This is a genomic window from Lentzea sp. NPDC055074, assembly GCF_053608005.1.
In genome coordinates this window covers 95,692-116,783 of record NZ_JBSGUQ010000012.1, presented here as the reverse complement: position 1 = coordinate 116,783, position 21,092 = coordinate 95,692, and the positions used below count along the sequence as shown (strand labels likewise).

17 protein-coding genes and 1 tRNA gene are annotated in these 21,092 nt (G+C 68.3%); 9 read left to right on the top strand and 9 right to left on the bottom strand.

The features are described from left to right. Positions 1-34: 34 nt before the first annotated feature. Positions 35-1,345 (bottom strand): DUF2252 domain-containing protein, encoded by a 1,311-nt coding sequence (locus tag ACWF7A_RS26040; protein WP_452253104.1) that lies wholly within the window; start codon positions 1,343-1,345, stop codon positions 35-37. Between the two features lie 299 nt (positions 1,346-1,644). Between ACWF7A_RS26040 and ACWF7A_RS26035 the strand changes: the two genes are divergently transcribed. Then, entirely contained in the window at positions 1,645-2,424 is a 780-nt protein-coding gene (locus ACWF7A_RS26035) for a hypothetical protein (protein WP_452253103.1), read from the top strand. Between the two features lie 3 nt (positions 2,425-2,427). Here the strand turns inward: ACWF7A_RS26035 and ACWF7A_RS26030 are convergent, their stop codons facing one another. Together ACWF7A_RS26030 and ACWF7A_RS26025 are read right to left on the bottom strand one after the other, a co-directional pair. Continuing rightward, on the bottom strand, positions 2,428-4,407 hold the full coding sequence (locus tag ACWF7A_RS26030) for an ArnT family glycosyltransferase (RefSeq protein ID WP_452253102.1): 1,980 nt from the start codon (positions 4,405-4,407) through the stop codon (positions 2,428-2,430). Beyond that, positions 4,404-5,621 (bottom strand): glycosyltransferase, encoded by a 1,218-nt coding sequence (locus ACWF7A_RS26025; protein ID WP_452253101.1) that lies wholly within the window; start codon positions 5,619-5,621, stop codon positions 4,404-4,406. The genes ACWF7A_RS26030 and ACWF7A_RS26025 overlap by 4 nt, the downstream gene beginning before the upstream one ends. 151 nt (positions 5,622-5,772) lie before the next feature. On the opposite strand from ACWF7A_RS26025, the gene ACWF7A_RS26020 reads away from it, so the two are divergent. From ACWF7A_RS26020 to ACWF7A_RS26010, 3 genes are read left to right on the top strand one after another with little or no spacing between them, the layout of a single operon-like run. Then, entirely contained in the window at positions 5,773-6,438 is a 666-nt protein-coding gene (locus ACWF7A_RS26020; RefSeq protein WP_452253100.1) for a response regulator transcription factor, read from the top strand. Next, entirely contained in the window at positions 6,435-7,748 is a 1,314-nt protein-coding gene (locus tag ACWF7A_RS26015) for a HAMP domain-containing sensor histidine kinase (protein ID WP_452253099.1), read from the top strand. Before ACWF7A_RS26020 ends, ACWF7A_RS26015 begins: the two co-directional genes overlap by 4 nt. A gap of 54 nt (positions 7,749-7,802) precedes the next feature. Further along, positions 7,803-9,884, top strand: a complete 2,082-nt coding sequence (locus tag ACWF7A_RS26010) for a M6 family metalloprotease domain-containing protein (RefSeq protein WP_452253098.1) — start codon at positions 7,803-7,805, stop codon at positions 9,882-9,884. Here the strand turns inward: ACWF7A_RS26010 and ACWF7A_RS26005 are convergent. Together ACWF7A_RS26005 and ACWF7A_RS26000 are read right to left on the bottom strand one after the other, a co-directional pair. Continuing rightward, positions 9,881-10,348: a hypothetical protein gene (locus tag ACWF7A_RS26005; RefSeq protein WP_452253097.1), complete on the bottom strand. Its 468-nt coding sequence runs from the start codon at positions 10,346-10,348 to the stop codon at positions 9,881-9,883. The two genes, ACWF7A_RS26010 and ACWF7A_RS26005, sit on opposite strands and share 4 nt — an antisense overlap. Before the next feature lie 57 nt (positions 10,349-10,405). Beyond that, positions 10,406-11,800 (bottom strand): LLM class flavin-dependent oxidoreductase, encoded by a 1,395-nt coding sequence (locus ACWF7A_RS26000; protein WP_452253234.1) that lies wholly within the window; start codon positions 11,798-11,800, stop codon positions 10,406-10,408. Positions 11,801-11,864: 64 nt separating this feature from the next. Here ACWF7A_RS26000 and ACWF7A_RS25995 point away from each other — a divergent pair, with 64 nt between their 5' ends. Further along, on the top strand, positions 11,865-12,347 hold the full coding sequence (locus ACWF7A_RS25995) for a MarR family winged helix-turn-helix transcriptional regulator (RefSeq protein WP_452253096.1): 483 nt from the start codon (positions 11,865-11,867) through the stop codon (positions 12,345-12,347). Here the strand turns inward: ACWF7A_RS25995 and ACWF7A_RS25990 are convergent. Next, positions 12,344-12,643, bottom strand: a complete 300-nt coding sequence (locus ACWF7A_RS25990) for a hypothetical protein (protein WP_452253095.1) — start codon at positions 12,641-12,643, stop codon at positions 12,344-12,346. The genes ACWF7A_RS25995 and ACWF7A_RS25990 overlap by 4 nt on opposite strands. Positions 12,644-12,732: 89 nt before the next feature. Between ACWF7A_RS25990 and ACWF7A_RS25985 the strand changes: the two genes are divergently transcribed. Genes ACWF7A_RS25985 through ACWF7A_RS25975 form a run of 3 tightly spaced genes read left to right on the top strand, consistent with a single transcriptional unit; the run spans position 12,733 to position 14,135 of the window. Then, positions 12,733-13,041, top strand: coding sequence for a type VII secretion target (locus tag ACWF7A_RS25985; RefSeq protein ID WP_452253094.1), 309 nt, complete (start codon positions 12,733-12,735; stop codon positions 13,039-13,041). A 13-nt stretch (positions 13,042-13,054) separates the two neighbouring features. Beyond that, positions 13,055-13,771 (top strand): WXG100 family type VII secretion target, encoded by a 717-nt coding sequence (locus ACWF7A_RS25980; protein ID WP_452253093.1) that lies wholly within the window; start codon positions 13,055-13,057, stop codon positions 13,769-13,771. Position 13,772: 1 nt separating this feature from the next. Then, positions 13,773-14,135 carry a hypothetical protein gene (locus tag ACWF7A_RS25975; protein ID WP_452253092.1) on the top strand — a complete coding sequence of 121 codons (363 nt, stop codon included), beginning with the start codon at positions 13,773-13,775 and terminating at the stop codon, positions 14,133-14,135. Between the two features lie 151 nt (positions 14,136-14,286). On the opposite strand, the gene ACWF7A_RS25970 is transcribed toward ACWF7A_RS25975, so the two are convergent. Beyond that, positions 14,287-15,078: a hypothetical protein gene (locus ACWF7A_RS25970; protein WP_452253091.1), complete on the bottom strand. Its 792-nt coding sequence runs from the start codon at positions 15,076-15,078 to the stop codon at positions 14,287-14,289. Between the two features lie 338 nt (positions 15,079-15,416). After that, positions 15,417-15,488 (bottom strand) — tRNA-Arg (locus ACWF7A_RS25965). 150 nt (positions 15,489-15,638) lie between these two features. On the opposite strand from ACWF7A_RS25965, the gene ACWF7A_RS25960 reads away from it, so the two are divergent. Further along, positions 15,639-16,547, top strand: coding sequence for a cation diffusion facilitator family transporter (locus tag ACWF7A_RS25960; RefSeq protein ID WP_452253090.1), 909 nt, complete (start codon positions 15,639-15,641; stop codon positions 16,545-16,547). Positions 16,548-16,809: 262 nt separating this feature from the next. Here ACWF7A_RS25960 and ACWF7A_RS25955 read toward each other — a convergent pair whose 3' ends face one another. Next, on the bottom strand, positions 16,810-21,039 hold the full coding sequence (locus ACWF7A_RS25955; protein WP_452253089.1) for a GH92 family glycosyl hydrolase: 4,230 nt from the start codon (positions 21,037-21,039) through the stop codon (positions 16,810-16,812). Between the last annotated feature and the right edge of the window lie 53 nt (positions 21,040-21,092).

Below are 21,092 nucleotides of genomic sequence, written 5' to 3'. Positions count from 1 at the left end.
TGAATCACGCCGCTGTGCGGAATCACCGTCCAGGTCAGGCTGTTGAACCCACGCCCTTGATCCGCCCGTCCCGGAACGCGTCCACGAACAGCCGGTGGTCCTCCCGCGTCTGCCGCGCGTAGTCGAGCGCGAACTCGACGATCGACTCGGTGAAGGCCTCGTCCCGGTCCCCGATGACGGCCGCGATCGCCTCCTCGCACTGGAAGTCGACGAGGGTCTGAGAGGAGTCCGAGTCGGCCACGCAGTGCATCTTCGCGGTGGCTCGTCCCAGGTAGCCGAGCACGGGGAGCATGTCGGCGGGTTCGGTCAGGTCCGACCAGTCGAGGTCCGCCTCGTACGGCGAGAGCTCGGAGACGACGTACCCGACACCGTCGATCTCGGTGTGGCCGAGCCACGGGTCGGCGTGCGCCTGCAGCGCCCGCTGCGACACGGCGGTGCGGTGGCCGTGGTCGGTGAAGTAGTCGCGGATCCGGGCGTCGGGGACGATGCGGCTGGGCGCGGCGACGTTGGCCTGCTTCATCGACAGCACGACGTCGTTCTCCAACGCCTGGGAGCGACCCTCGACCAGGATGTTGTAGGCGTGCAGGCCGGCCGATCCAATGCCGAACCCGCTGCGGCCCACCACGTCCTTCACGGCGTAGGTGCGGCTCGATGCGCGCTTGCCGGTCGGGATGGTGTCCAGGTAGGACGCGAAGGCGCGGGCGACGGACTCGAGTACGTCCTCGGACAGCTCGTGGGTGCCCTCGCGGTCGCGGCGGAAGCGGCGTTCGTAGTCGACGATCACGGTCTTCTCCTCCAGCAGGCCGATCCGCGTGGCGAGGCGGGCGCGCTGCAGGACGCGGTGCAGCGTCCCCTCGGTGCTGTCGAGGCGGAGGCTGAAGAGCTCGTCGTCGGGGTGCTCGGCGAACGAGCGGACCTGGGCGACGTACGCGGCGACGTAGGTGCGGATCAGGTCCGTGATCACGCTGTCGGGCAGGGCCTTGCGCCAGCCGAGCAGGGCCATCGAGGCGGCGAAGCGGCGCAGGTCCCACGTGAACGAGCCGAGGTAGGCCTCGTCGAAGTCGTTCACGTCGAACACCAGCGTGCCCTCGGAGTCCATGTACGTGCCGAAGTTCTGCGCGTGCAGGTCGCCCTGGATCCAGATGCGGCCGGTGCGCTCGTCGGCCCACTCGTCGGGCAGGTCGGCCATGTCGGCGTAGAACAGGCACGCGCTGCCGCGGTAGAACGCGAACGGCTCGGCCGCCATCTTGCGGAACTTGTGCCGGAACGCGGCGGGGTCGGCCGCCATGAGACCGGCGAAGGCCTCCTCGAGCACGCTCACGATGCGGTCGCCGCGATCAGTCATGGTGCATCCCAGCACGTCACGAGCCTGGATGCGCCGTGCGCCTGCAAATTTCGCCCGCAGTTTCACCCGTGTTGGTCGCGAAAACCCGCCAAACCGGAAGAGCGAGCAGGAATCGAGAAGCCCCGGCAAGCGCGGCGGGCCTACCGTCGCGGACATGTGCTTCATGTTCGGTGCGAGCGAGGAGCAGGTGCGCCGCGTGCTCGAAGAACTGCGGCAGGCCGGCGAGGAAGTGCCGGTCGAGGTCGAAGACTGTCCTCAGGACTAGGGAACGCGTCCATGCCCGGCGAAAGACTCCGGGCATGGACGGATCTATGTCGCGCCGGAGCATCCTCGCCGCAGGTGTGGCGGGCTCAGCGGCGGTTCTGCTCGGCACCGGGAGCGCCTCCGCGGCGACCCTCGTCACCCACAGCGAGATCAACTCGCAGCCGACGTTCTACGAGGTGAACGGCGCCGCGACGTCGTTCCGCTACGAGGCGGGCTTCTACTCCCGCCTGGAGCAGTGGCACGTCCACTGGCGCAACTGGACGCCCTACCACTGGACCGCGCCGCACAAGATCTACTCGTACGGCGCGTACGTGAACAAGTCCGGCATGCACGGTGAGGGCAGGGCGTTCGACCTCGCGCGCATGCTCATCACGAACCGCGACACGGGCGCGACGTTCACCGCCTTCAACGCCCGCTACGACCAGTGGAAGAACTCCACCGGCGACGCGCTGCGCACCGCGCGGATCCGGTACTGGGGCACGATGGCGTCGCTGCACCACCACTTCCGGCACGTCATCTCGTACCTGGACAACGCCGAGCACCACAACCACGCCCACGTCGACAACGCGATCTCGGGCAGCGGCGACTCCAGCTTCAACACCGGCTCGGCGACCCAGACCTACTTCGTCCAGGCCGCCTGCCAGTACATCTGGGGCATCACAACGGGCATCGACGGCGACTGGGGCCCGCAGACGCAGGCGAACTCCTCCACCGCCCTCGCCCGTGCCGGCTCCGACGGCGCGATCACCACGCAGAGCCGGTGGCTCGCCTTCTGCAAGGCCAGCGCGCAGCAGGCCTGGGCACTCGCGCCCTGACCCTCACGCGCGGCACTCCAGGAGCTCCTGGCCGGACCCGCCACCGTAGGCGCTCGGGTCCACTGCGGAGCAGTGCGCGCCGATCCACTCCTGACGGCCGTTGTCGCCGCGGCCGTCAGGACCACGGGCACCCATCCGGTCGCCACCGCCGAGCACGAACTTGAGATCGCCACTGCTCACCCAGGCCTGCAGCTGGTCGACCGACGGCGCGTCGTCCGAGCCGGAGAACCCGCCCATGCCGATCACGACCTCGTCGGAGTTCATGATGAACGGCGAGGCCATCTGCGCCGACCCGGCGACCGCGAGGGTGATCTTCGCACCGCCGCTGTTCTCCTTGGCGTAGCTGAGGATCCGCCTCTGCTCGTCGGTCAGCTCCCGCCCACCGGGCATCATGCCGATCTGTGGACGAGCGGGCCGGTTGCCGCCCGGCGGCCGCGTGCCGCTGAAGATCATGCCGCCCTCCCGTTGCGCCGGACCGGCCGCGGGCATCACGCCGTTCGGACTGGCCGTCGCGGCGGTGGCCGTCGACCACACGGCGGGCACCAGCAGCACCGCGACGACCGAGGCCACCAGCCCGGCCCGGTGCAGCCCGACCAGGAGCACGACCACGGCGACGACCGCGACCCCGAGCACCGCCCAGCGCGTCCAGCCGTGCCAGGACGTGTCGCGCGAGACCACGACGAACGCCCACCCGGCCGTGATCACGACCGAGACCGGCAGCAGGAAGCGCACGACACTCCTGGCACGCCAGAACATCACGATCCCGGCCGCGCTGATCGCGGCGACGGCGGGCGCCAGCATCGTCGTGTAGTACGGGTGGAAGATGCCCTGCGCGAAGCTGAACACCGCCGCCGTCACCAGCAACCAGCCACCCCACAGGAACCAGCCCGCGCGCTCGGCCGCGTCACCGGGAACCCCTCGCCGCCACCGCAGCACGCCCGCCACCGCGACGGCGGCCAGCACCAGCAGGCACAACGGCAGCAGCCACGAGATCTGCCCGCCGACCGAGGCGTCGAACATCCGCGTGGCACCGGGCTGCCCGCCGAACATCGCACCACCGGGCCCGCCGAACTCCATCGGACCCTGTCCTGTCGGCACCGCCCCGCTGGGAACCGGCATGCTGCCGCCACCTCGGTTGCCGCTGCCGCCGAACACCCGCCCGAGGCCGTTGTAGCCGATGATCAGGTCCCACGCGCCCCCGTCCGTGCTCCCGCCGACGTACGGCTTGGCACCAGGCCAGAACGCGTGCAGCGCCACCCACCAGAACGACGACACCACGAGCACCGCGCCGGCGCCGAGCACGTCGAGGACCCGCCGCTTCAGCGCCCCGGAAGTGCCGACCAGATAGGCCAGGGCGAACCCCGGCACCACGATCCACGCCTGCAGCATCTTGGTGAGGAACCCGCACCCGATGAAAAAAGCACACCACAGCAACCACTTCGTCCGCGGCCGGGTCTCGGAGGCCTTGACCGACATCGTGAACGCGTAGGCGGCAGCGACGAGCAGCAGCACCAGCAACGTGTCCGGGTTGTTGTCGCGGTTGATCGCCACGGTGATCGGCGTCAGCGTGAAGATCAACGCCGCGAGCAGCGCCACGTTCTCACCCGCCCACAGCCGGACGGTGCGGTGCAACAGGAACACCGCCGCGACGCCCTCGACCACCTGCGGCAGCAGCACCGCCCACCCGTGGAACCCGAAGATCCACACGGACACGGCCTGCGGCCACAACGACATCGGCGGCTTGTCGACGGTCACCACCCCGGCCGGGTCGAACGACCCGAACAGGAAGTTGGTGAACGACGTCGACATCGACTTCGCGGCCGCCGCGTAGTAGGAGTTGCCGACCTGGCCGGCGCCGATCGCCCACACGTACAGCACACCGGCCAGCACGCAGATCGCCACGAGAGCCCAAGCGGGCCAACGGGAAGGGCGGTCCGACGGGGTCTCGCCAGCAGGAACTGCCACCTCGGCAGTGGCGGTCATGCCCGGTCCTCTCGGTCGTTGCGGCGGAACACCCAGCTCCGCAGAAGGAAGAAACGTCCCACCGTGCCCAGCGCGGAGGAGCCGAGCAGCACCATCAGTTCGAGGGTGCGAGAGGGGGAGGCGGAGACCGCGTCCAACACGAGCAACGCGGCCGATGTGAACGCGTAGTAGAGCCCGAACACCACAAGGCCTTGCAGGTGTGTTCTGCCGCGGCCGGTGTTGCGAGCCGTGAAGGTGAAGCGCCGGTTTGCCTCCGTGTTGAACAACGTCGTGATCACCAATGCGGCGAGGTTCGCCACCAGCACCGGCCACCACAGCCGGAAAGCGCCGTACAGAGCCAGGTTCGCGAGCGTGGAGATCACCCCGATCACCGCGAACGACAGCACCTGCCAGGAGAGCCCGCCCTCGCTGCGGCTCAGCACGGCGTCCGGGTGGATCGCGCGGGGGAGTGGCCGGCGCGGCAGCCCGTTCACCAGTGCGGTGCCGTTGGCCTTGGCGCGAGCGACGCGGACCAGTCCCTTGATGTCGTCGATCGCGGTGCCGACCACGTCGACCCGGCTGTCGACGTCCTCGACCCAGTCGACCGGCACCTCGTGCACGCGCAGGCCGTTGTGCTCGGCCAGGAGCAGCAGCTCGGTGTCGAAGAACCACGCCTCGTCGCGCGCCTGACCGAGCAACGGCCGGACGACCTCGGTGCGCGCGGCCTTGAACCCGCACTGGGCGTCGCTGAAGCGGGCGCCGTGCGTGAGCCTGATCAACGCGTTGTAGGCCCGCGACACCAGCTCTCTGCGCGGCCCGCGCACGGTGCGCGAACCCGGCGCGAGCCGTGAGCCGATCGCGAGGTCCGAGTGCCCGTTGAGCAGCGGCGCGACCAACGGCAGCAAGCCGTCGAGTCCCGTCGACAGGTCGACGTCCATGTAGACGACGACCGCCGCCTCGCTGGCACCCCACGACTCCCTGAGCGCCAGTCCGCGGCCCTTGCGGTCGAGGTGGTGCACGCGCACCCGTTCGTACTTCGAGGCCAGCTTCTCCGCGACCTCGAGCGTGTGGTCCGTGCTCGCGTTGTCGACGACCACGATCGACCAGTCGAACGGGAACTGCTCGCTCAGGAACCCGTGCAGCACCTCGACGCAGCCGGGCAGCGCGCGTTCCTCGTTGTAGACCGGGATCATGATGTCGACCGTCGCGGTCGCCTGTGCGGTGCTCACCGCCATGTCATCTCCATTCCACAGTGGACACAGCTGTGACCGTTGTGGGATCGAGCCTGCTGACGGTTCTGTGAGAACGGCCTTGGCTTCTGCTGAGAGAATCGTGAGAGCGCGGATGCACAGCTGGCTCACAGCGAACGGCTCTACCGTCCTTCGCATGAGACTGCTCGTGGTGGACGACGACCCGGACGTGCGGGACAGTCTGCGGCGCAGCCTCGAGTTCGAGGGCTACGAGGTCACCACGGCCACGGACGGCGCCGAGGCGCTCCCGCTCGTGCACCACGCCGATCTGGCGATCCTCGACCTGATGATGCCCAACCTGGACGGCTCCGAGGCCTGCCGCCGCCTGCGTGCCGCCGGGGAGCGCCTGCCCGTGCTCATGCTCACCGCCCGCGACGCGCTGGGGGATCGGGTCACCGGCCTCGACGCCGGCGCCGACGACTACCTGGTCAAACCCTTCGCGCTGGAGGAGCTCCTGGCCCGCGTCCGGGCGTTGCTCAAGCAGAACCGGCACCGCCCGGCGCCCCGGCTGCTCCAGTTCGCCGACCTCACGATGGACCCGCGGGCGCGCGAGGTCGTGCGCGGCGGGGAACGGCTCGACCTGACCCCGACCGAGTTCGACCTGCTCGCCGTGTTCCTCGGCGACCCGGACCGGCTGCTGACCAAGCAGCACCTCAAGCACGCCGTGTGGGGCAAGGACCAGGGCACCAACCTGCTCGACGTGTACATCGGCTACCTGCGCCGCAAGACCGAGTCGGGCGGCCGTCCCCGCCTGCTGCACACCGTGCGGGGCATGGGTTTCATCCTGCGCGAGTCACCATGAGCCGTCCGGTTCTCCTGCGCAGCAGGCTCGCGCTGATCACCGCGTTCGTCGTGGCGGTCGCGATCGCCGGGATCAGCGTCGTCACGTGGCTCGCCACCGAGCACAACATCAGCTCGCAGCTCGACAAGTCGTTGCTCGCGAGCATGCCGCCACCTCGGATCACCATCCGGTGCGACGTGGGCGTGCCCGTGCAGGGGCTCAAGCAGGTCCTGCAGGGCATCCAGACCCTGAGCTCCGACGGCCGGAGCTGCGCGCCGCCCGGTGTCGACCCCGTCGTGACCACAGCCGCCGACTTCGTCACGACGCAGACGTTCCGCGACGGCGTGACCGAGTCCGGCGCCGAGGCACGCGTTCTGCTGCAGCCGATCGACAACGGTGACGTGCTGATCCTGAGCCGCAGCACCGCGGAGATCGACACCACCCTGACCACGCTCGCCGGCGTCCTGATCGCGGTGTCGATCTTCGGCGTGCTGCTCGTGGCCGGTGCGGGACTCTGGCTGACCCGCCGCGCCCTGGCCCCGATGGAGCGCCTCACCGAGGCCGCCGAGCACATCGCGCGCACCGAGGACCTCACCACGCCGATCTCGGTGGACGGCCAGGACGAGGTGGGCAGGCTCGGCCGCGCGTTCACGTCGATGACCGCCGCCCTGGCCGAGTCGCGCCGCCGCCAGCGAGATCTCGTCAACGACGCCGCACACGAGCTGCGCACGCCGTTGACCAGCCTGCGCACCAACATCGACCTGCTGGTGCGCAGCGAACGCACCGGCCGCCCGTTGCCCCAGCGCGCCGAGGTCCTCGACCGCCTGCAGGCCCAGAGCCAGGAGTTCAGCGACCTGGTCACCGAGCTCGTCGTGCTCGCGCGGGACGACCGGGAGCTGGCCAGCGAACCCGTCGACGTGGCCGGGGTGATCGACCGTGCCGTGACACGCGCCCGCAGCCGTGCCCACGACCACCTCTTCGACGTCGACCGCGCGGACTGGTCGATCGTCGGCGACGCCGGCGCGCTGGAACGCAGCGTGCTCAACCTGCTCGACAACGCCGTGAAGTTCTCGCCGGCGAGCTCGACGATCACCGTCCGCTCGAAGCCGGGCTGGCTGACCGTCAGCGACGAGGGGCCCGGTGTGCCGTTCGAGCACAGGACCTCGGCGTTCGAACGGTTCTGGCGCGCGCCGGACGCCCGTGGCCTGCCCGGATCCGGCCTGGGGCTGGCGATCGTGGCGGACGTCGTCGCGGTGCACGGCGGCAGCGTGCGGTTCGTGCCGAGGCCGCGCGGTGCGTCCGTTCGCGTCGATCTGCCCGAATTCCGTTGAGTGACAGACGATCGACGGTGGTTGGCACGGGCGGCTCTGCACCAGGTTGGGGGGATGAAGCGCACACACCGGCGCCCTGCCCTGCTGATCACCGCGCTCCTCTCGATCGCGATGTTCAACGCCGGCAACTCGGTCGCCGCTCCGGAAGAACCCACGAACCACTGGCAGTACGACCACTGGCCGCAGCAACAGCCGTGGCAGCAGTCCAGGGACTCCGCCCGCGTGCTCGCGCAGGCCGGTTTCCCGGGCCCGGTCGACCCGCAGAACTGGGTCAACCCCGACCACATGACGTGGGAACGGGACTACAAGAAGATTCCCGGGACGAACTGGGCCGACCCGGCGGTCAAGGGTTCGGTGCGCAACTTCAAGGGCGCGCTGGTCCTGCTGGACTACCCGAACCAGCCGTTCGTCGTCACGCAGGCCAAGAACTCCACGGTGTTCGGCAACCCGAGCGCGGAGGCCGCGGGCGTGCCGCGCGCCCAGGTCGGGCAGTTCTACCAGGACTTCCTGAACAAGCCGAACACCCTGAACCGCGGCCACACCGTGCACGAGTACTGGATGGAGACCTCCGGCGGGCGCTACGGCGTCGAGCTGAAGGCGTTCGGCCCGTACACGATGCCGGGCAAGGACCACGAGTACGCCATGGAGTTCCAGGGCGGAACCGGGTGTCCCGCGGGCGACTCCTGCAACCGCAACATCCGCACCGACGGCCGTGCCGCGTGGGTCGCCGACGTCGGCGCGGAGGTGCCGGCGGGCTACGACTTCATCTACTACCTGTCGGCGGGCCAGGACGAGTCCGGCACCTGGCAGGAGTTCGGGATGATGAAGTTCCGGACCAAGGAGGACGTGACCGACGACTTCGGCCCGCCGGACCCCGCGCTGCCGAACTGGTCGAGCACCCGGTACGTCGACTGGACGTCGTGGGCCGCGGGCTCGTCGATCTGGCCCAACGCGGGCGGCGGCTCGTCGACCCAGGCGGAGAGCTCCGGCCAGGGCGTCTACGCGCACGAGCTGAGCCACATCCTCGGCATCGGCGACAACTACAACAACCCGTACGGCAGCCCGCCGCGCCGTGACTACAGCGGCCCGTGGGACATGCTGTCGCGCGGCTCGTTCAACGGCCCCGGTGGCCCGCACTCGCGGTGGACCATCCCGGCGACCGGCGGAGGGTCGCTCGGTGCGCAGCAGACCCTGCGCAACAAGATCAAGCTCGGCATCGTCGACGAGAAGAACGTCCTGCGGTTGTCCCGCGAGGCCCTGGCCGGTTCCGGCACGGTCGTCGCGAAGATCACCGCCCGCGAGGTCAACCCCGGTGCCACCGGCCTGACGGGCATCAACCTCGCGCTGGGCACCGGCGACAAGACGCCGTCGTGCAACGTCTCCACCAACCCGTTCTGCGACGGAGGCGGCTACAACAACTACACGCTCGAGGTCGTGGACCGGATGGGCGCCGACTCGTTCACCCCGGACTCCGGCGTGCTGCTGGCCAAGACCAAGAACGTCGACGCCGCACCGTTCACGTGGGTGATCGACGCGAACCCGCAGGACATCGGCATGACCGACTACGTCCTGCCCGACGGCACCAAGGTCCCGATCACGATCGGCGACTACCGCCAGCTGTCCGACGCGCTGTTCCACGCGGGCACGAACTCCGGCAGCGAGTTCGAGTTCGTCGACACGGCCAACCGCCTGCACTTCTACGTGCTGGACCTGCAACGCGACTCGCGCGGCGTGCTGTCCTACACGGTGGCGATCCGGTCGCTCGACGGCGCCGGACCGCAGCAGCGCGGCGTCCGCGTCACCCCGACCGCAGCTCGGGTGGACGGGTCGGGTGTGGCCACGTGCCGCTTCCCGCTGACCAACACCGGCCGCACGGCACCTCCCGGCGGCCAGCACCCGGAGCCCGTCGACCAGTACCTCGACGGCGACGTCTACCGCGTGACCGCGACGGCGTCGAACGGCTGGACCGTCTCGGTGCCGAACGCGCTGGCCACGGCCAAGTTCGGCGGCCAGGTCACCGTGCCGGTGCACGCGTCGAAGGGCAACGGGCAGGTCATGTCGAAGGTGACGCTGAAGGCCGTGTCGGAGAGCAACCCGGGCAGGTCCGCGACCGCGACCTGCACGGTGACCGGCTAGCGGTGACGGCTCCGGACCGGCCTGTGCCGGTCCGGAGCCTGCTGCACCGGCCCGGACGTGAGCATCACGAAGCACGCCAGCAGAAGCACCGTCCCGCACGCCAGCCACGTCAGCGTCTGGACCGTGCCGACGGGCGCGATCACGCCGATGCTCAACAGCAGCAACGGCAGGCCGAGCGCGTAGCAGACACCGGCCGCGAACGTCCGGCCCGTGCCGTTGACCAGCAACGGAAGCGCGGCGATCGCGGTGCCGACGGCGAACACCAGCCACGCGTACGTCAGCCCGGTGTGCAGCGCGATCGTGAGGTCGAGCCCGTTCTTCGCGCGGATCGCGGACTCCATCTCGGGCGCGTAGCTGAACCCGACGGCGGCTCTCGTCCCCGCGGCGACGGCTGTGAGCAGCAACGACGCCCCCAGGATGGTGCGACCGCGCCGGACGGGATCGACTCGTTTCCTGGTGTCCACGCACCCCAGTCTGTTGGCAGTGGTGCGCGGTCTGCTGCTTCACACGCCCAAGTGCACTCAGTGGTGGTACGGGATGCGAGCCATCGGCTCGACCAGTTCGCCCTCCTCATAGGACAGATGAGAGAGCAACGTCTCCGTGAGCAGGTCGACCGCTTTCTGCACCTCGGTGATTCTTTCCGGCTGCGCGACCGTGGCGACCAGTGCGGCGTCGAGCCGTTCGAGCACCTCGTGGATGACCTGGTGCTCCTCGGTCAGCCGGTCGAGCACCGGCCCGAGCCGCGGATCGCCTTCCCGGAGCTGCGGGTAGAGGCTCGTGTCCTCGAGCGTGTGGTGGATCGTGACGAGCCGGCAGTAGGTCTCGCAGTACGCGCCCATCGTCCAGTTGTTCTGGCGCATGGTCATCGTGTTGATCTCGGACCGCGCCTCGCCGATGCCGATCATCCCGTCCGCGGCCTGCTGGATGATCGACCGGACCTTCGTCAGCTCCTCCCGCAGGTGGTTGTGCACCCCGATCAGCTGACGCCCCATCGCCCTGCCCGAAGCGCTGTAGACGGCGTCCGCTTCAGGCGCCGGCCCTTTTGGGCGCGTCGACTCGTCCCATGCGATTTTCGAACCACGTTCCTTCTGCGCAAGCTCGCGCACGGCCGGCGCAACCTCCTCAGCGAACTTTCTCAGCTCGTCGTCGGTGTTGACCATCAGCACGAACCCGCTCATACCGTCGTTGAGCGCGAGTTCCGCGAGTTGGTTGGCGGTGAGTTCGGGCGTGATGTTGTAGATCCTGCGGATGTCCTTGGGTGAGCGCCCAGCCTCGTACGCCGCCTCGTCGATGATGGCGTTCATCGCCTTGAGCTCCTGCGGCGGCGCGTACGGACTGGAAGGCAACCACCCGTCCGCCTTCTGCCCGGTGAGCCGAAGCATCCGCTTCTTGTACGCACCGAGCCAGATGCCGATGTCGTGCGCCGGAAACGGCCCGGGCCGCACCCCGTTGAGCGAGTAGTGCTTGCCCTGCAAGCGAACCCCGCGCCCTGGCGTCCACAACGCCCTGATCACCGCGATGGCTTCCTCCAGCGCCTCGACAGATTCCGGCGCCGTCCGATGGGGCCCACCCATGGCGGCAATGGCGTCCCAGAACGCCCCAGCGCCAAGCCCAAGCTCAACGCGCCCACCCGTGATGACGTCAAGACTCGCCGCAGCGCGCGCAAGGACAGCCGGCGGCCTCAGCGGCAAGTTCGCAACGTTGGGAAACACACGCACGTTGGTCGTCGACGCAGCAATGACCGCCAACGACGTCCACGTGTCGAGGTTGGCCGCGTTGTACGGGTGGTCCTGGATGCTCACGAGCTCGAGCCCAAGCCGGTCAGCGGCCTGCGCGAGCCGCAACGTCTCCGCGAACTCCGCGGCCCCGGGAGGCAGGAACACCCCGAACTCCAGCGGGTGGCCATAATCTGTCATGCCGAAAGTATGCCACGCAGATGTTCTGTTGGACAGACGTTCTGTCGTGGCTATCATTGGTGAGGTGACCGCTCTGGAGGACGACTTCGGCTGGACCCTCGGTGTGGTGTTCCGCGCCTTCATCAAGGCCACGAACGCGGCCGTGGGCGACCTGCCCGGCGGCCACCGCGGCTACCAGATCCTCACCGCCGCCACCCGTGACCAGCCAGAAAGCCAGTCCGCGCTCTGCCAGCAGCTGGGCATCGACCGCACGGTCATGACCTATCTCCTGGACGACCTGGAGCGAGCCTCGTTGGTCTCTCGGAAGCCGGCCCCCGCCGACCGCCGTACCCGCCTGGTCGTGGCGACCGACGTGGGGCGCGCACGGCTGGCCGACCTGGACCTCCGGCTTTCGCACGCCGAGGCGCACGTGCTGTCCGGGCTGTCAGCGTCAGATCGTGAGACGTTCAAGGGGCTGCTCTGCCAGTTGGCCGGGCGCGTCAACGAGCTGGACCCGGTGCCGAGCGCGTGTCAGGCCGTGCAGGACATCGCCGCGAGCACGGCCTAACCCAGCACCGCCCGAACCAGCCCAGCGCTGCCGAAGACGAGCACCAGGGCGAGCAACATCCATCCGGCCCGCGCGCCCAGCAACCCGGCGCTCGGTGTTTCTTGTGCGCGTGCCCTGGCGTTGAGCGCTTCCGCTCTGAGCACGCAGGCGAGCACGCCGAGCCAGATCACGAACACGCCCAGGAACACGGGGTGTCCGAGGATCCCACCGGCCAGCAGTCCGATGAGGATCGGCGTGAAAACCGCGATCCACAGCGTGCGGAACATCAGGCCCCATCGGTACGTGCCGGTGGCCACGCTTGCCTCCGCTCGACGAGCACCTCATCCCCAGCTCCGCTACCTTACGTGATCACTCGGACACTGTCAGGTCAACAGGAGGTGTGCGGATGGACTTCAAGGTGGAACCGTCGAGTTTGGACACGTTCGCGGCCGTTCTCGAAGGACTCGCCGGCGACGTGACCGCGGCGAAGGACTACCTGCACAAGCACCTGTCGTACGACTACGGCGATGCGCGCATGTTCGCCAACATCGCGAACGCCAACAACGACACCAGATCCGCTGTGTCGGGCTCGCTCGACCGGCTGGCCGACGTCGTGGCGAAGTCTGCGGCCGAACTGCACAAGTCCGCGCAGATGTACCGCGCCACCGACGACAAAGAAGAGCGGCGCCTCGACGCCACCTACCCGAGCAAGTGACCGGAGCGTGCGCATGACCACCCCCTCGGCCGCCCTGGTCGCACCCACCAGCGAACAGATGATCCCGGAGACGTTCGACAAGATCCTGTCGTTCCCGGACTACTTCAGCCTCGGGCACTGGATCTACGTCGGCTGCGACACCCTGTTCGGCGTCAACCCGGCCGAGTGGGTCGCCAAGGAGATCGCGGGCGACTGGGAGGCCGTCGCCAGAGCGGGCAGCGCGCTCAAGAACCTGGGCAGGTTCAACGAGTCCTTCGCCGGCAGCGTGTCCGGCGGCGTCGACACGATGTTCAAGGGCTGGCAGGGCAACGCGGCCGACGCGGCGCACACCTACTTCGACCAACTGCCAACGGCTCTGCGCGCTCAGATCAGCGCACTCAACAGCACCGGCCACCAGTTCGAGCAGGCGGCCTTCGGCGTGTGGGGTGTCGCGAAGACGATCGTCAGCCTCCTGGAACTCCTGCTCGACCTCGTCATCGCCTGGGCCATCGAGGCCGCGGCGACCGCGGCGGCGTCCTGGACCGTGGTCGGTGCGATCGCGGGCGGCGCGGCCATGGTCGCGACCGCGATGAAGGCGATCTCGGTGTGGGGCGACATCTGCAAGGCGCACGGCATGGCGTGGACGATCTGCACGGGCGTCACCGGCACGATCGCCGGCTATCTGAGCCTGCTCCACGACATGAAGGACCATCCGCTGCCCAAGGGCGCCTACGACCACCCCGGAGCCTGACATGACCAAGCCGGAGCCACTGCTCGACATCGCCCGAGGCGACGCGGCCCGCTCCCAGGTGCTGCGCGAGTCGCTGAAGATCCTCCGAGACCGCTCGGGAGACCCGGCGTTCGGCAAACTCGTGGACGACGTCCTCACGGGCCGCCGGGGCCTGCGAGAAGCGGTGGCGAGCCCGCTGTTCAACCAAGCCCTCACGCCAGGCGTGCGGGAGGCGGCCGCCCGCTTGAAGGAGATGCCGGAAGAGGAGCGCGAGCGCCTCGCCGCCGAGGGGGAGCGCCGGTTGAGCCGTCTGCGCGACGACCAGAACCGGCCCGATGACGACGAGGACTTCGGCGACACGAGCTACCTGCGGCCGTCCAGGTGAGCGGCGCGGGACGTGAACGAACGACCCGGCGAGCAACGAGCCGTTCGTGTGGTGCCCCGGCGGGCCGCCATCCAGACCGGGCGCTCCGGCGGTTAGATCTCTCGGTCCTCGAACCCAGCACCCGTGCCAGGCTCGTCCCGGTCGTGCGGGGCTACGCCGGGTTCTCCGCGACGGCCAGGTAGTCCGTGTAGATCTGCGGCGAGCCCGAGAACGAGGCCAGCTGCTTCCACTCCTCGTACATCTGCTTGGTGTCGCGGTGGGCGGCCGCGAACTCCGCGGCCTCGCCGGTCGCGATGTCGGGCTCGGGGTAGAAGACGTCCAGCGCGTCCAGGCTCGCGATCTCCATCATCATCACGTACTGGTCGAGGCGGTTGCCCCGCTCGCCCTTGAGCACGTGGAACCGCCAGTCCGGGTAGTCGTCGATCCGGTGGTGGTTCTCGGCGATGAAGCGGTCGAACATCTCCTCGGTCACACCGGCGCGCAACGCCAGGTTGTGGATCCCGACGACCCGCGCGACGGGCTCCTCCCCCTGGCGGTCGCGGTAGCGGGGGCCGGGCGTGACCGTGCTCCGCGGGTTGTCGGCCAGCAGCCGGTAGTCGGTGAACAACGTCGGCAGCTCGCCGAACGTGCCGAGCCGCCGCCATTGCGCCAGCACGGCCTCCGCCTCGGGGTGCCGCGCCCAGAACTGCCGGGCCAGCTCGGTCTGCTCACCCCGGGCTGTGACGTAGAGGTCGCGTTGCTCGGCGCTCTCGATCTCGTACAACATCAGGTACTGCCCGGTCCGCTCTCCGCGCAACCCGCGCAGCAGAGTCCACCGCCACCCCGGGTACAACGGCAGGTGAACGCCTTCAGCGCGCACGAAGGTCTCGAACTCCTCCGGCGTGACGCCAGCCTCCGTGTCGACGGCGATGTACTGGAAGGTGAACACCGACGAGCGTCCCATTGCGTCCAATCCTCGGCCCAGGAAAGGGACCGCGCGTCCGACAAGCACGCCCCCTGCACCACATCCTGCCAGCTCCACAGCACAGACCGGCCGCGCCGGCGGTGGAGTGGGGCGCTACGCAAGGACCAGGTTCGTGAGGCCATGAACCACGACGCCACAACCACGGTTCAAGCCGTACGCAGGACCAACGTCCCCACGGGGCCAGCTCATCTGAATGGGTAACCTACGGGGGTCCGGGGGCTTGCCCCCGGCTGGGGTCTGGGGGCTCGGCCCCCAGAAAACGCCCGAAGGCGACCCGGTTCGCGCACTCCGCGAACACAGATCGCCCTCGACTTCGGTGCCCCCGGCAGGATTCGAACCTGCGCTCCCGCCTCCGGAGGGCGGTGCTCTATCCCCTGAGCTACGGGGGCCGTAGCTACGTGGAAGATCCTAGCGCACTCCCGCCACCCCGTTTCACACCTACCCCCGGCAACCGCGGACAGTGGCCTCCGTCACTCGACGGCCGTGACGGGGAATACGTCGGATTGCACTCATGCGCATGTCGCTATATGTTCCGAAGCATGGGTCACGGGCATGGGCACGGATCGGCGAGCGCCAGCGGGCAGCACGCCGGCAAGCTCTGGATCGCGTTCGGCATCGGTGCTGTCTTCATGGTGGTGGAGTTCGTCGTCGGCTTTGCGACGTCGTCTCTTGCCCTGATCTCCGATGCCGCGCACATGCTCACCGACGTGCTCGGGGTCGGGATGGCGTTGGCGGCGATCATGGTCGCTCAGCGGGCCAAGGCCGGGAAGAACCGCACGTTCGGCTTCTACCGCGCCGAGGTGCTGGCTGCGCTGGCCAACGCGGTGTTGCTCTTCGGGGTGGCCGGGTACGTGATCTGGGAGGCCGTGGGGCGCTTTCAGGACCCGCCGAGTGTGCCTGGGTGGCCTGTTCTCATCGCTGCGACTCTCGGGCTCGCGGCGAACCTCGTCTCCTTCAGCGTGTTGAAGGAAGGTGCGAAGGACAGCATCAACGTCAAGGGTGCCTACCTCGAGGTGCTGGCCGACCTGATCGGGTCTGTGGGCGTGCTCATCTCGGCTCTTGTCACCATCACGACGGGGTGGAAGTACGCCGATCCGATCATGGGTGTGCTGATCGGTGTGTGGGTGTTGCCGCGGACCTACAGCCTTGCCAAGAACGCGCTGCACATCCTGTTCCAGCACGCGCCGGTGCGGCTCGACGTGACGGAGATGCAGACCGCGCTCACGGAGATCCCCGGGGTGACGGAGGCGCACGACCTGCACGTGTGGACGCTCACCAGCGGCATGGAAGTGTGTTCTGCCCACCTCGCTACCGCTGAGGACGCCGATCACGCCATCGTGCTGAAGGAGGCGCAGTCGTTGCTGGCCACCAAGTACCACATCGAGCACGCCACGTTGCAGGTCGAGGGCGGCTCGTCAGCGCAGCGGTGCCGGGAGCTCAGCTGGTGAACGGGGCAGGTCGCGGATCCCGTCCTTAGTGGACTGCGCGCCCGTTCGTGACGGAACGAGCGGCTCGCGGGGATGTGGCACCGCGACCCAGACACGGCCTCGTTCGAACGGCACCACAACAGCCTCCCCAGACACCACGCGTGAATAGCCAAGATCTCATCGGAGTATGTCCGATGGGGCTAGATCCTTTCAGGTGAACGGGAAAGGCCGCGCTCCGTGACGGAACGCGGCCTTCCTCGCGACCACGAGGGTCAGTTGGGCGTTACAGCCCAGCGCACTGTCCTGCCTTCGGACCCTTCACGTCGTTCGCGAAGCCGTTGTTCGACGGCGCCGGGTTGTTGCCCGTGCAGGACAACGGCCCGCCGACCGACGTGGCCGCCACCACTGACCTGGTCTTGTTCGACGTCAGTGACACAGGGCCACCGACCGTCGAGTTCTCGACCGCGACCTCCGTCGAGGAGCCGTGGACCGAGACCGGACCGCCGACCTTCACGCCGACCAGCACCACCGACGCCGCGTCCGCCGCCGAGATCGGGCCCTTGATCTCCCCGCCGAAGACGTACAGCGTGGCACCGCGGGCGACCGTCACCGGGCCGTTCACCGTCGCACCGTCCACATAGGTCACGCCCTTGACCTGCAGCGGACCGTTGACCGTGCCCGTCACCGTGGTGGCGGCGGCCGGCAGCGGCTTCGACATCAGCTCGAACTCGGCCAGGGCCACGTCGCCGGAGAACTCCAGCCGGTAGAAGTTGTACCGGCCCGGCGAGGCGATCTTGAACGAGCGCGTGTACTGCTGCCACTGGAAGTTCTCGGCGGAACGCTTGTCGACCGTCGACCACGTCTTGCCGTCGTAGGAGCCCTTCAGCTCCCACGCCGACGGCGACGTGCCCGTCTTGGCGTTGGTCAACGTGTAGAACTCCGCCTTCTCCTTCACGTCCGCGGCCTTGAAGTCGAACGAACGGACCGTCGCTGAGGTCGAGGAGTTGTTGTCCACCAGAGCGGCAACCGAAACGCCCGAGGAGACGTCGCGCAACGGCGTCGGGACCGCGTCACCCGTGGTGATCGAGTCCGGCACGTCGTTGACGCCGGTGCCCCAGGCAGAAGGCTTCGGGCCCATGTCGAAGTCGATCGTCGCACCGGCCGCGAGCACGTCGTGCGGCAGCGACGTCTTGTTCCACGCCTTGCCGTTGACCTTCACGCCCTGCACGTAGATGTTCTTCGCGTTGTTCTTCGGCGCGTTGACGACGAGCTTCTTGCCATTCTCGAGCTTCACGGTCGCCTTGGTGAACAGCGGCGAACCGACCGCGTAGGCCGGCTTGCCCATCTGCAGCGGGTAGAAGCCCAGCGAGGAGAAGAGGTACCAGGCCGACATCTCGCCGTTGTCCTCGTCACCCGCGTAGCCCTGGCCCTGCTGCGAGCCCACGTACAGGCGCGACAGGATCTCGCGCACCTTCTCCTGGGTGCCCGAGGGCTTGCCCGCGTAGTTGTACATGTAGGCGATGTGGTGCGACGGCTGGTTGGAGTGGCCGTACTGGCCCATCCGCACGTCCCGCGCCTCGATCATCTCGTGGATCACGCCGCCGTAGCCGCCGGGGAACTTCGCGGTCTCCGGCAGGGTGAAGAACGAGTCGAGCTTCTGCGCCAGCTTGTCCCGTCCGCCGTACAGGTTCGCGAGACCCTGCCCGTCGTGCGGCACCGTGAACGCCATGTTCCAGCCGTTCGTCTCGGTGTAGTCGTAGCGCCAGTCCTGCGGGTTGTACTTCGCCGGGTCCTCGACGCGCCACGAACCGTCGGTGTTGCGGCCCTGGAAGAAGTCGATCCGCTTGTCGAACGTCAGCACGTAGTTCTGGGCGCGGTTGAGGAAGTACTCGTACTCCTCGGCGTACCGCTTCTCGCCCGTCTTCTCGTGCAGCGCCTTCGCCATCGACGCGATGCCGAAGTCGTTGAGGTAGCCCTCGATCGCCCACGACCACGCCTCGTGCAGCTGGTCGTTGGCGGTCCAGCCGAGGAAGACCGACCGGTCCATGCCCTTGCGGCCGACGTTGTTGCTCGGCGGCACGACCGACGCGTTCTTCACCGCGGCGTCGTAGGCCGCCTTGATGTCGAAGTTCGACACACCCTTGAGGTAGGCGTCCGCGAACGCCACGTCGGAGCTCGTGCCGGTCATCAGGTCCGCGTAACCGGGGGAGGACCAGCGCGAGATCCAGCCGCCGTCCTTGTACTGCTGGACGAAGCCCTCGGCCATCTCGCCTGCCTTGGACGGCGTGAACAGCGAGTAGGCGGGCCAGGTCGTGCGGTAGGTGTCCCAGAACCCGTTGTTGACGTAGACCTTGCCGTCCACGATCTTCGCACCGGTCTTCGTGGGAGTGCTCTCACCGACCGGCGGCGACACCGGGGACGCGTACTGGATCTTGTCGCCGACCTTCTCGAAGCCCGAGTTCGGGTAGAGGTAGAGCCGGTACATGTTGGAGTACATCGTGATCAGCTGGTCTTCGGACGCGCCCTCGACCGTGATGATGCCGAGGATCTTGTCCCACGCGGCCTGCGCGCGGTCGCGCACCGACTCGAACGTGTCCGAGCCGCTGACCTCCTGCTCCAGGTTCGACTTCGCCTGGTCGACGGAGATCAGCGAGGTGGCGATCCGCAGCTCGACGGTCTTGTCGCCGAACGAGAAGTAGCCGCCCACGTTGTCACGGCCCGAGCCGGTGAGCTTGCCGCTCGCCGTCACCGCCTTGTCGACCTTGCCGTAGACGAACAGGCGGGTCGCGCCGGTGGAGAGGCCGCTCTTGACGTCCGAGTAGCCCGTGACGACCCCGGAAGCGGCGTCGAGGGTGACACCACCGAGGTTGTTCACGTTGTCGAACACGAGGTTCTTCTGGCCCTCGTCGGTGAACGTGAACCGGAACACCGCCGCGTGGTCCGTCGGCGCGATCTCGGTCTTCATGCCGTTCTCGAACGTCACGCCGTAGTAGTGCGCCTTCGCGACCTCGTTGTCGTGCCGGAACGGCAGCGCACGCAGCGCGCGGTCCTGGGTCGGCGCGATGTTCGACGGCATGACCTGGAACGTCTGGCGGTCACCCATCCACGGGCTGGGCTCGTGGGACGTCGTGAACGCCTGCAGCGTCGGCAGGTTCTGCGCGTTGTTGCGCTGCGCGTACTCGTACAGCCAGCTCTGCGAACCCGCGTTGGTCATCGGGGTCCAGAAGTTGAAGCCGTGCGGCACCGCCGTCGCCGGGAAGTTGTTGCCCCGCGAGAACGAGCCGTTCGAGTTCGTGCCGCGCGTGGTCAGCACGTAGTCCGACGGCTTCGCGTACTGCTTGGTCACGACGTCGCCGATGCGGATGTCGTCGTACCAGGCACCGAGGTCCGTCGGACCCTTCGGGCCGTCGTAGGCCACCAGGATCCGCTTGATCGTCTTGCCGGCCGCGACCGCGCCGATCGTGGACGCCACCTTGTTCCACTGGTTGGCGTACAGGAACTTGCCCGCGCCCTGACCCTGCGGCGACAGCGTCGCGCCGTGCTGGTCCACGGCCTTGAGGTCGCTCAGGTACGTGCCGTCGGAGAACGCGAGGTCCACCGACGAGTACGTGCTCGGGTAGTTCAGGTTGTCGTTGATGAAGTCCGGGAAGATCATGTACGACAGCTCGGTCTTGGCGTTGACCGGGACGTCGACGTCGAAGACCTTGTTGTAGCTGTAGGCGCGGCCCTCGGTCGTGTGCCGGCCCTGGGTGCGGAACGCCTTGACACCGGTCCAGCCAGCGCGTGACTTGGCCGTGTAGCCGCCCGTCGGGCCGTTGCCGACGACGCTGCGCATGATGGGTGACGGCGGGTTCGTGGACCCGTCGGACAGCTGCACCTCGGCGAGCTGCACGATGTTCGTGGAGCCGTTGTTCAGCGTCACGTCGAGCTTGTAGTGCTGGAACGACTGCGGCGCCGCGATGTCGTAGGTCTTGGTCTGGAAGCGCTCTGGGAACGTCTCACCGGTGCGGGTGTCGAGCACGGTCCAGTCGGTGCCGTTGGCCGAGCCCTGCAGCGTCCAGTTCTTCGGGTCGCGCTCAGGTGAGTCGTTGGCCGAGGACAACGCGTACTTCCTGATCGTGCGCGCCTCGTCGAACTTGAACGTCGCCCAGCCGGTGTTCGCGAAGACGAGCCACTTGCTGTTGACGTTTCCGTCGACCAGGTTCTCCTTGCCCTCGGCGGGCCCGTTCTCCCCGTTGACCTGGACGTCGATCACCTTGTCGGAGACGTTGCCGGGGATGCCCGAGCCGTCCGATCCGATCACGCCCGCCGCCTTCGGCTGCCCCGACGCGTCGGTCTCGACCGTGTTGGACCACGACGGTTGTGGCTGACCGTCCTCAAAGGACGACGAAAAACCCACTCCTGGCTCCTCTGGTGCGGCGGCCGCGTAGCCGTTGGTGACGCCGCTCACCAGTGTCGCAGTAATCGCAACGCTCAACAGGGTCGTAGTTCGTCTCTTGCGCAGGTGCCTCATTGCAACCCTTCCGCCCGCCTGCCCCATTTGGGAGGGAGCGTTTCTGCACGTGA

What these genes read in the sequence shown, in the direction of transcription:
- ACWF7A_RS26040 (WP_452253104.1), bottom strand. Translation starts at nt 1,345, where the DNA reads ATGACTGATCGCGGCGACCGCATCGTGAGCGTGCTCGAGGAGGCCTTC.
- ACWF7A_RS26035 (WP_452253103.1), top strand. Translation starts at nt 1,645, where the DNA reads ATGGACGGATCTATGTCGCGCCGGAGCATCCTCGCCGCAGGTGTGGCG.
- ACWF7A_RS26030 (WP_452253102.1), bottom strand. Translation starts at nt 4,407, where the DNA reads ATGACCGCCACTGCCGAGGTGGCAGTTCCTGCTGGCGAGACCCCGTCG.
- ACWF7A_RS26025 (WP_452253101.1), bottom strand. Translation starts at nt 5,621, where the DNA reads ATGGCGGTGAGCACCGCACAGGCGACCGCGACGGTCGACATCATGATC.
- ACWF7A_RS26020 (WP_452253100.1), top strand. Translation starts at nt 5,773, where the DNA reads ATGAGACTGCTCGTGGTGGACGACGACCCGGACGTGCGGGACAGTCTG.
- ACWF7A_RS26015 (WP_452253099.1), top strand. Translation starts at nt 6,435, where the DNA reads ATGAGCCGTCCGGTTCTCCTGCGCAGCAGGCTCGCGCTGATCACCGCG.
- ACWF7A_RS26010 (WP_452253098.1), top strand. Translation starts at nt 7,803, where the DNA reads ATGAAGCGCACACACCGGCGCCCTGCCCTGCTGATCACCGCGCTCCTC.
- ACWF7A_RS26000 (WP_452253234.1), bottom strand. Translation starts at nt 11,800, where the DNA reads ATGACAGATTATGGCCACCCGCTGGAGTTCGGGGTGTTCCTGCCTCCC.
- ACWF7A_RS25985 (WP_452253094.1), top strand. Translation starts at nt 12,733, where the DNA reads ATGGACTTCAAGGTGGAACCGTCGAGTTTGGACACGTTCGCGGCCGTT.
- ACWF7A_RS25980 (WP_452253093.1), top strand. Translation starts at nt 13,055, where the DNA reads ATGACCACCCCCTCGGCCGCCCTGGTCGCACCCACCAGCGAACAGATG.
- ACWF7A_RS25975 (WP_452253092.1), top strand. Translation starts at nt 13,773, where the DNA reads ATGACCAAGCCGGAGCCACTGCTCGACATCGCCCGAGGCGACGCGGCC.
- ACWF7A_RS25970 (WP_452253091.1), bottom strand. Translation starts at nt 15,078, where the DNA reads ATGGGACGCTCGTCGGTGTTCACCTTCCAGTACATCGCCGTCGACACG.
- ACWF7A_RS25960 (WP_452253090.1), top strand. Translation starts at nt 15,639, where the DNA reads ATGGGTCACGGGCATGGGCACGGATCGGCGAGCGCCAGCGGGCAGCAC.
- ACWF7A_RS25955 (WP_452253089.1), bottom strand. Translation starts at nt 21,039, where the DNA reads ATGAGGCACCTGCGCAAGAGACGAACTACGACCCTGTTGAGCGTTGCG.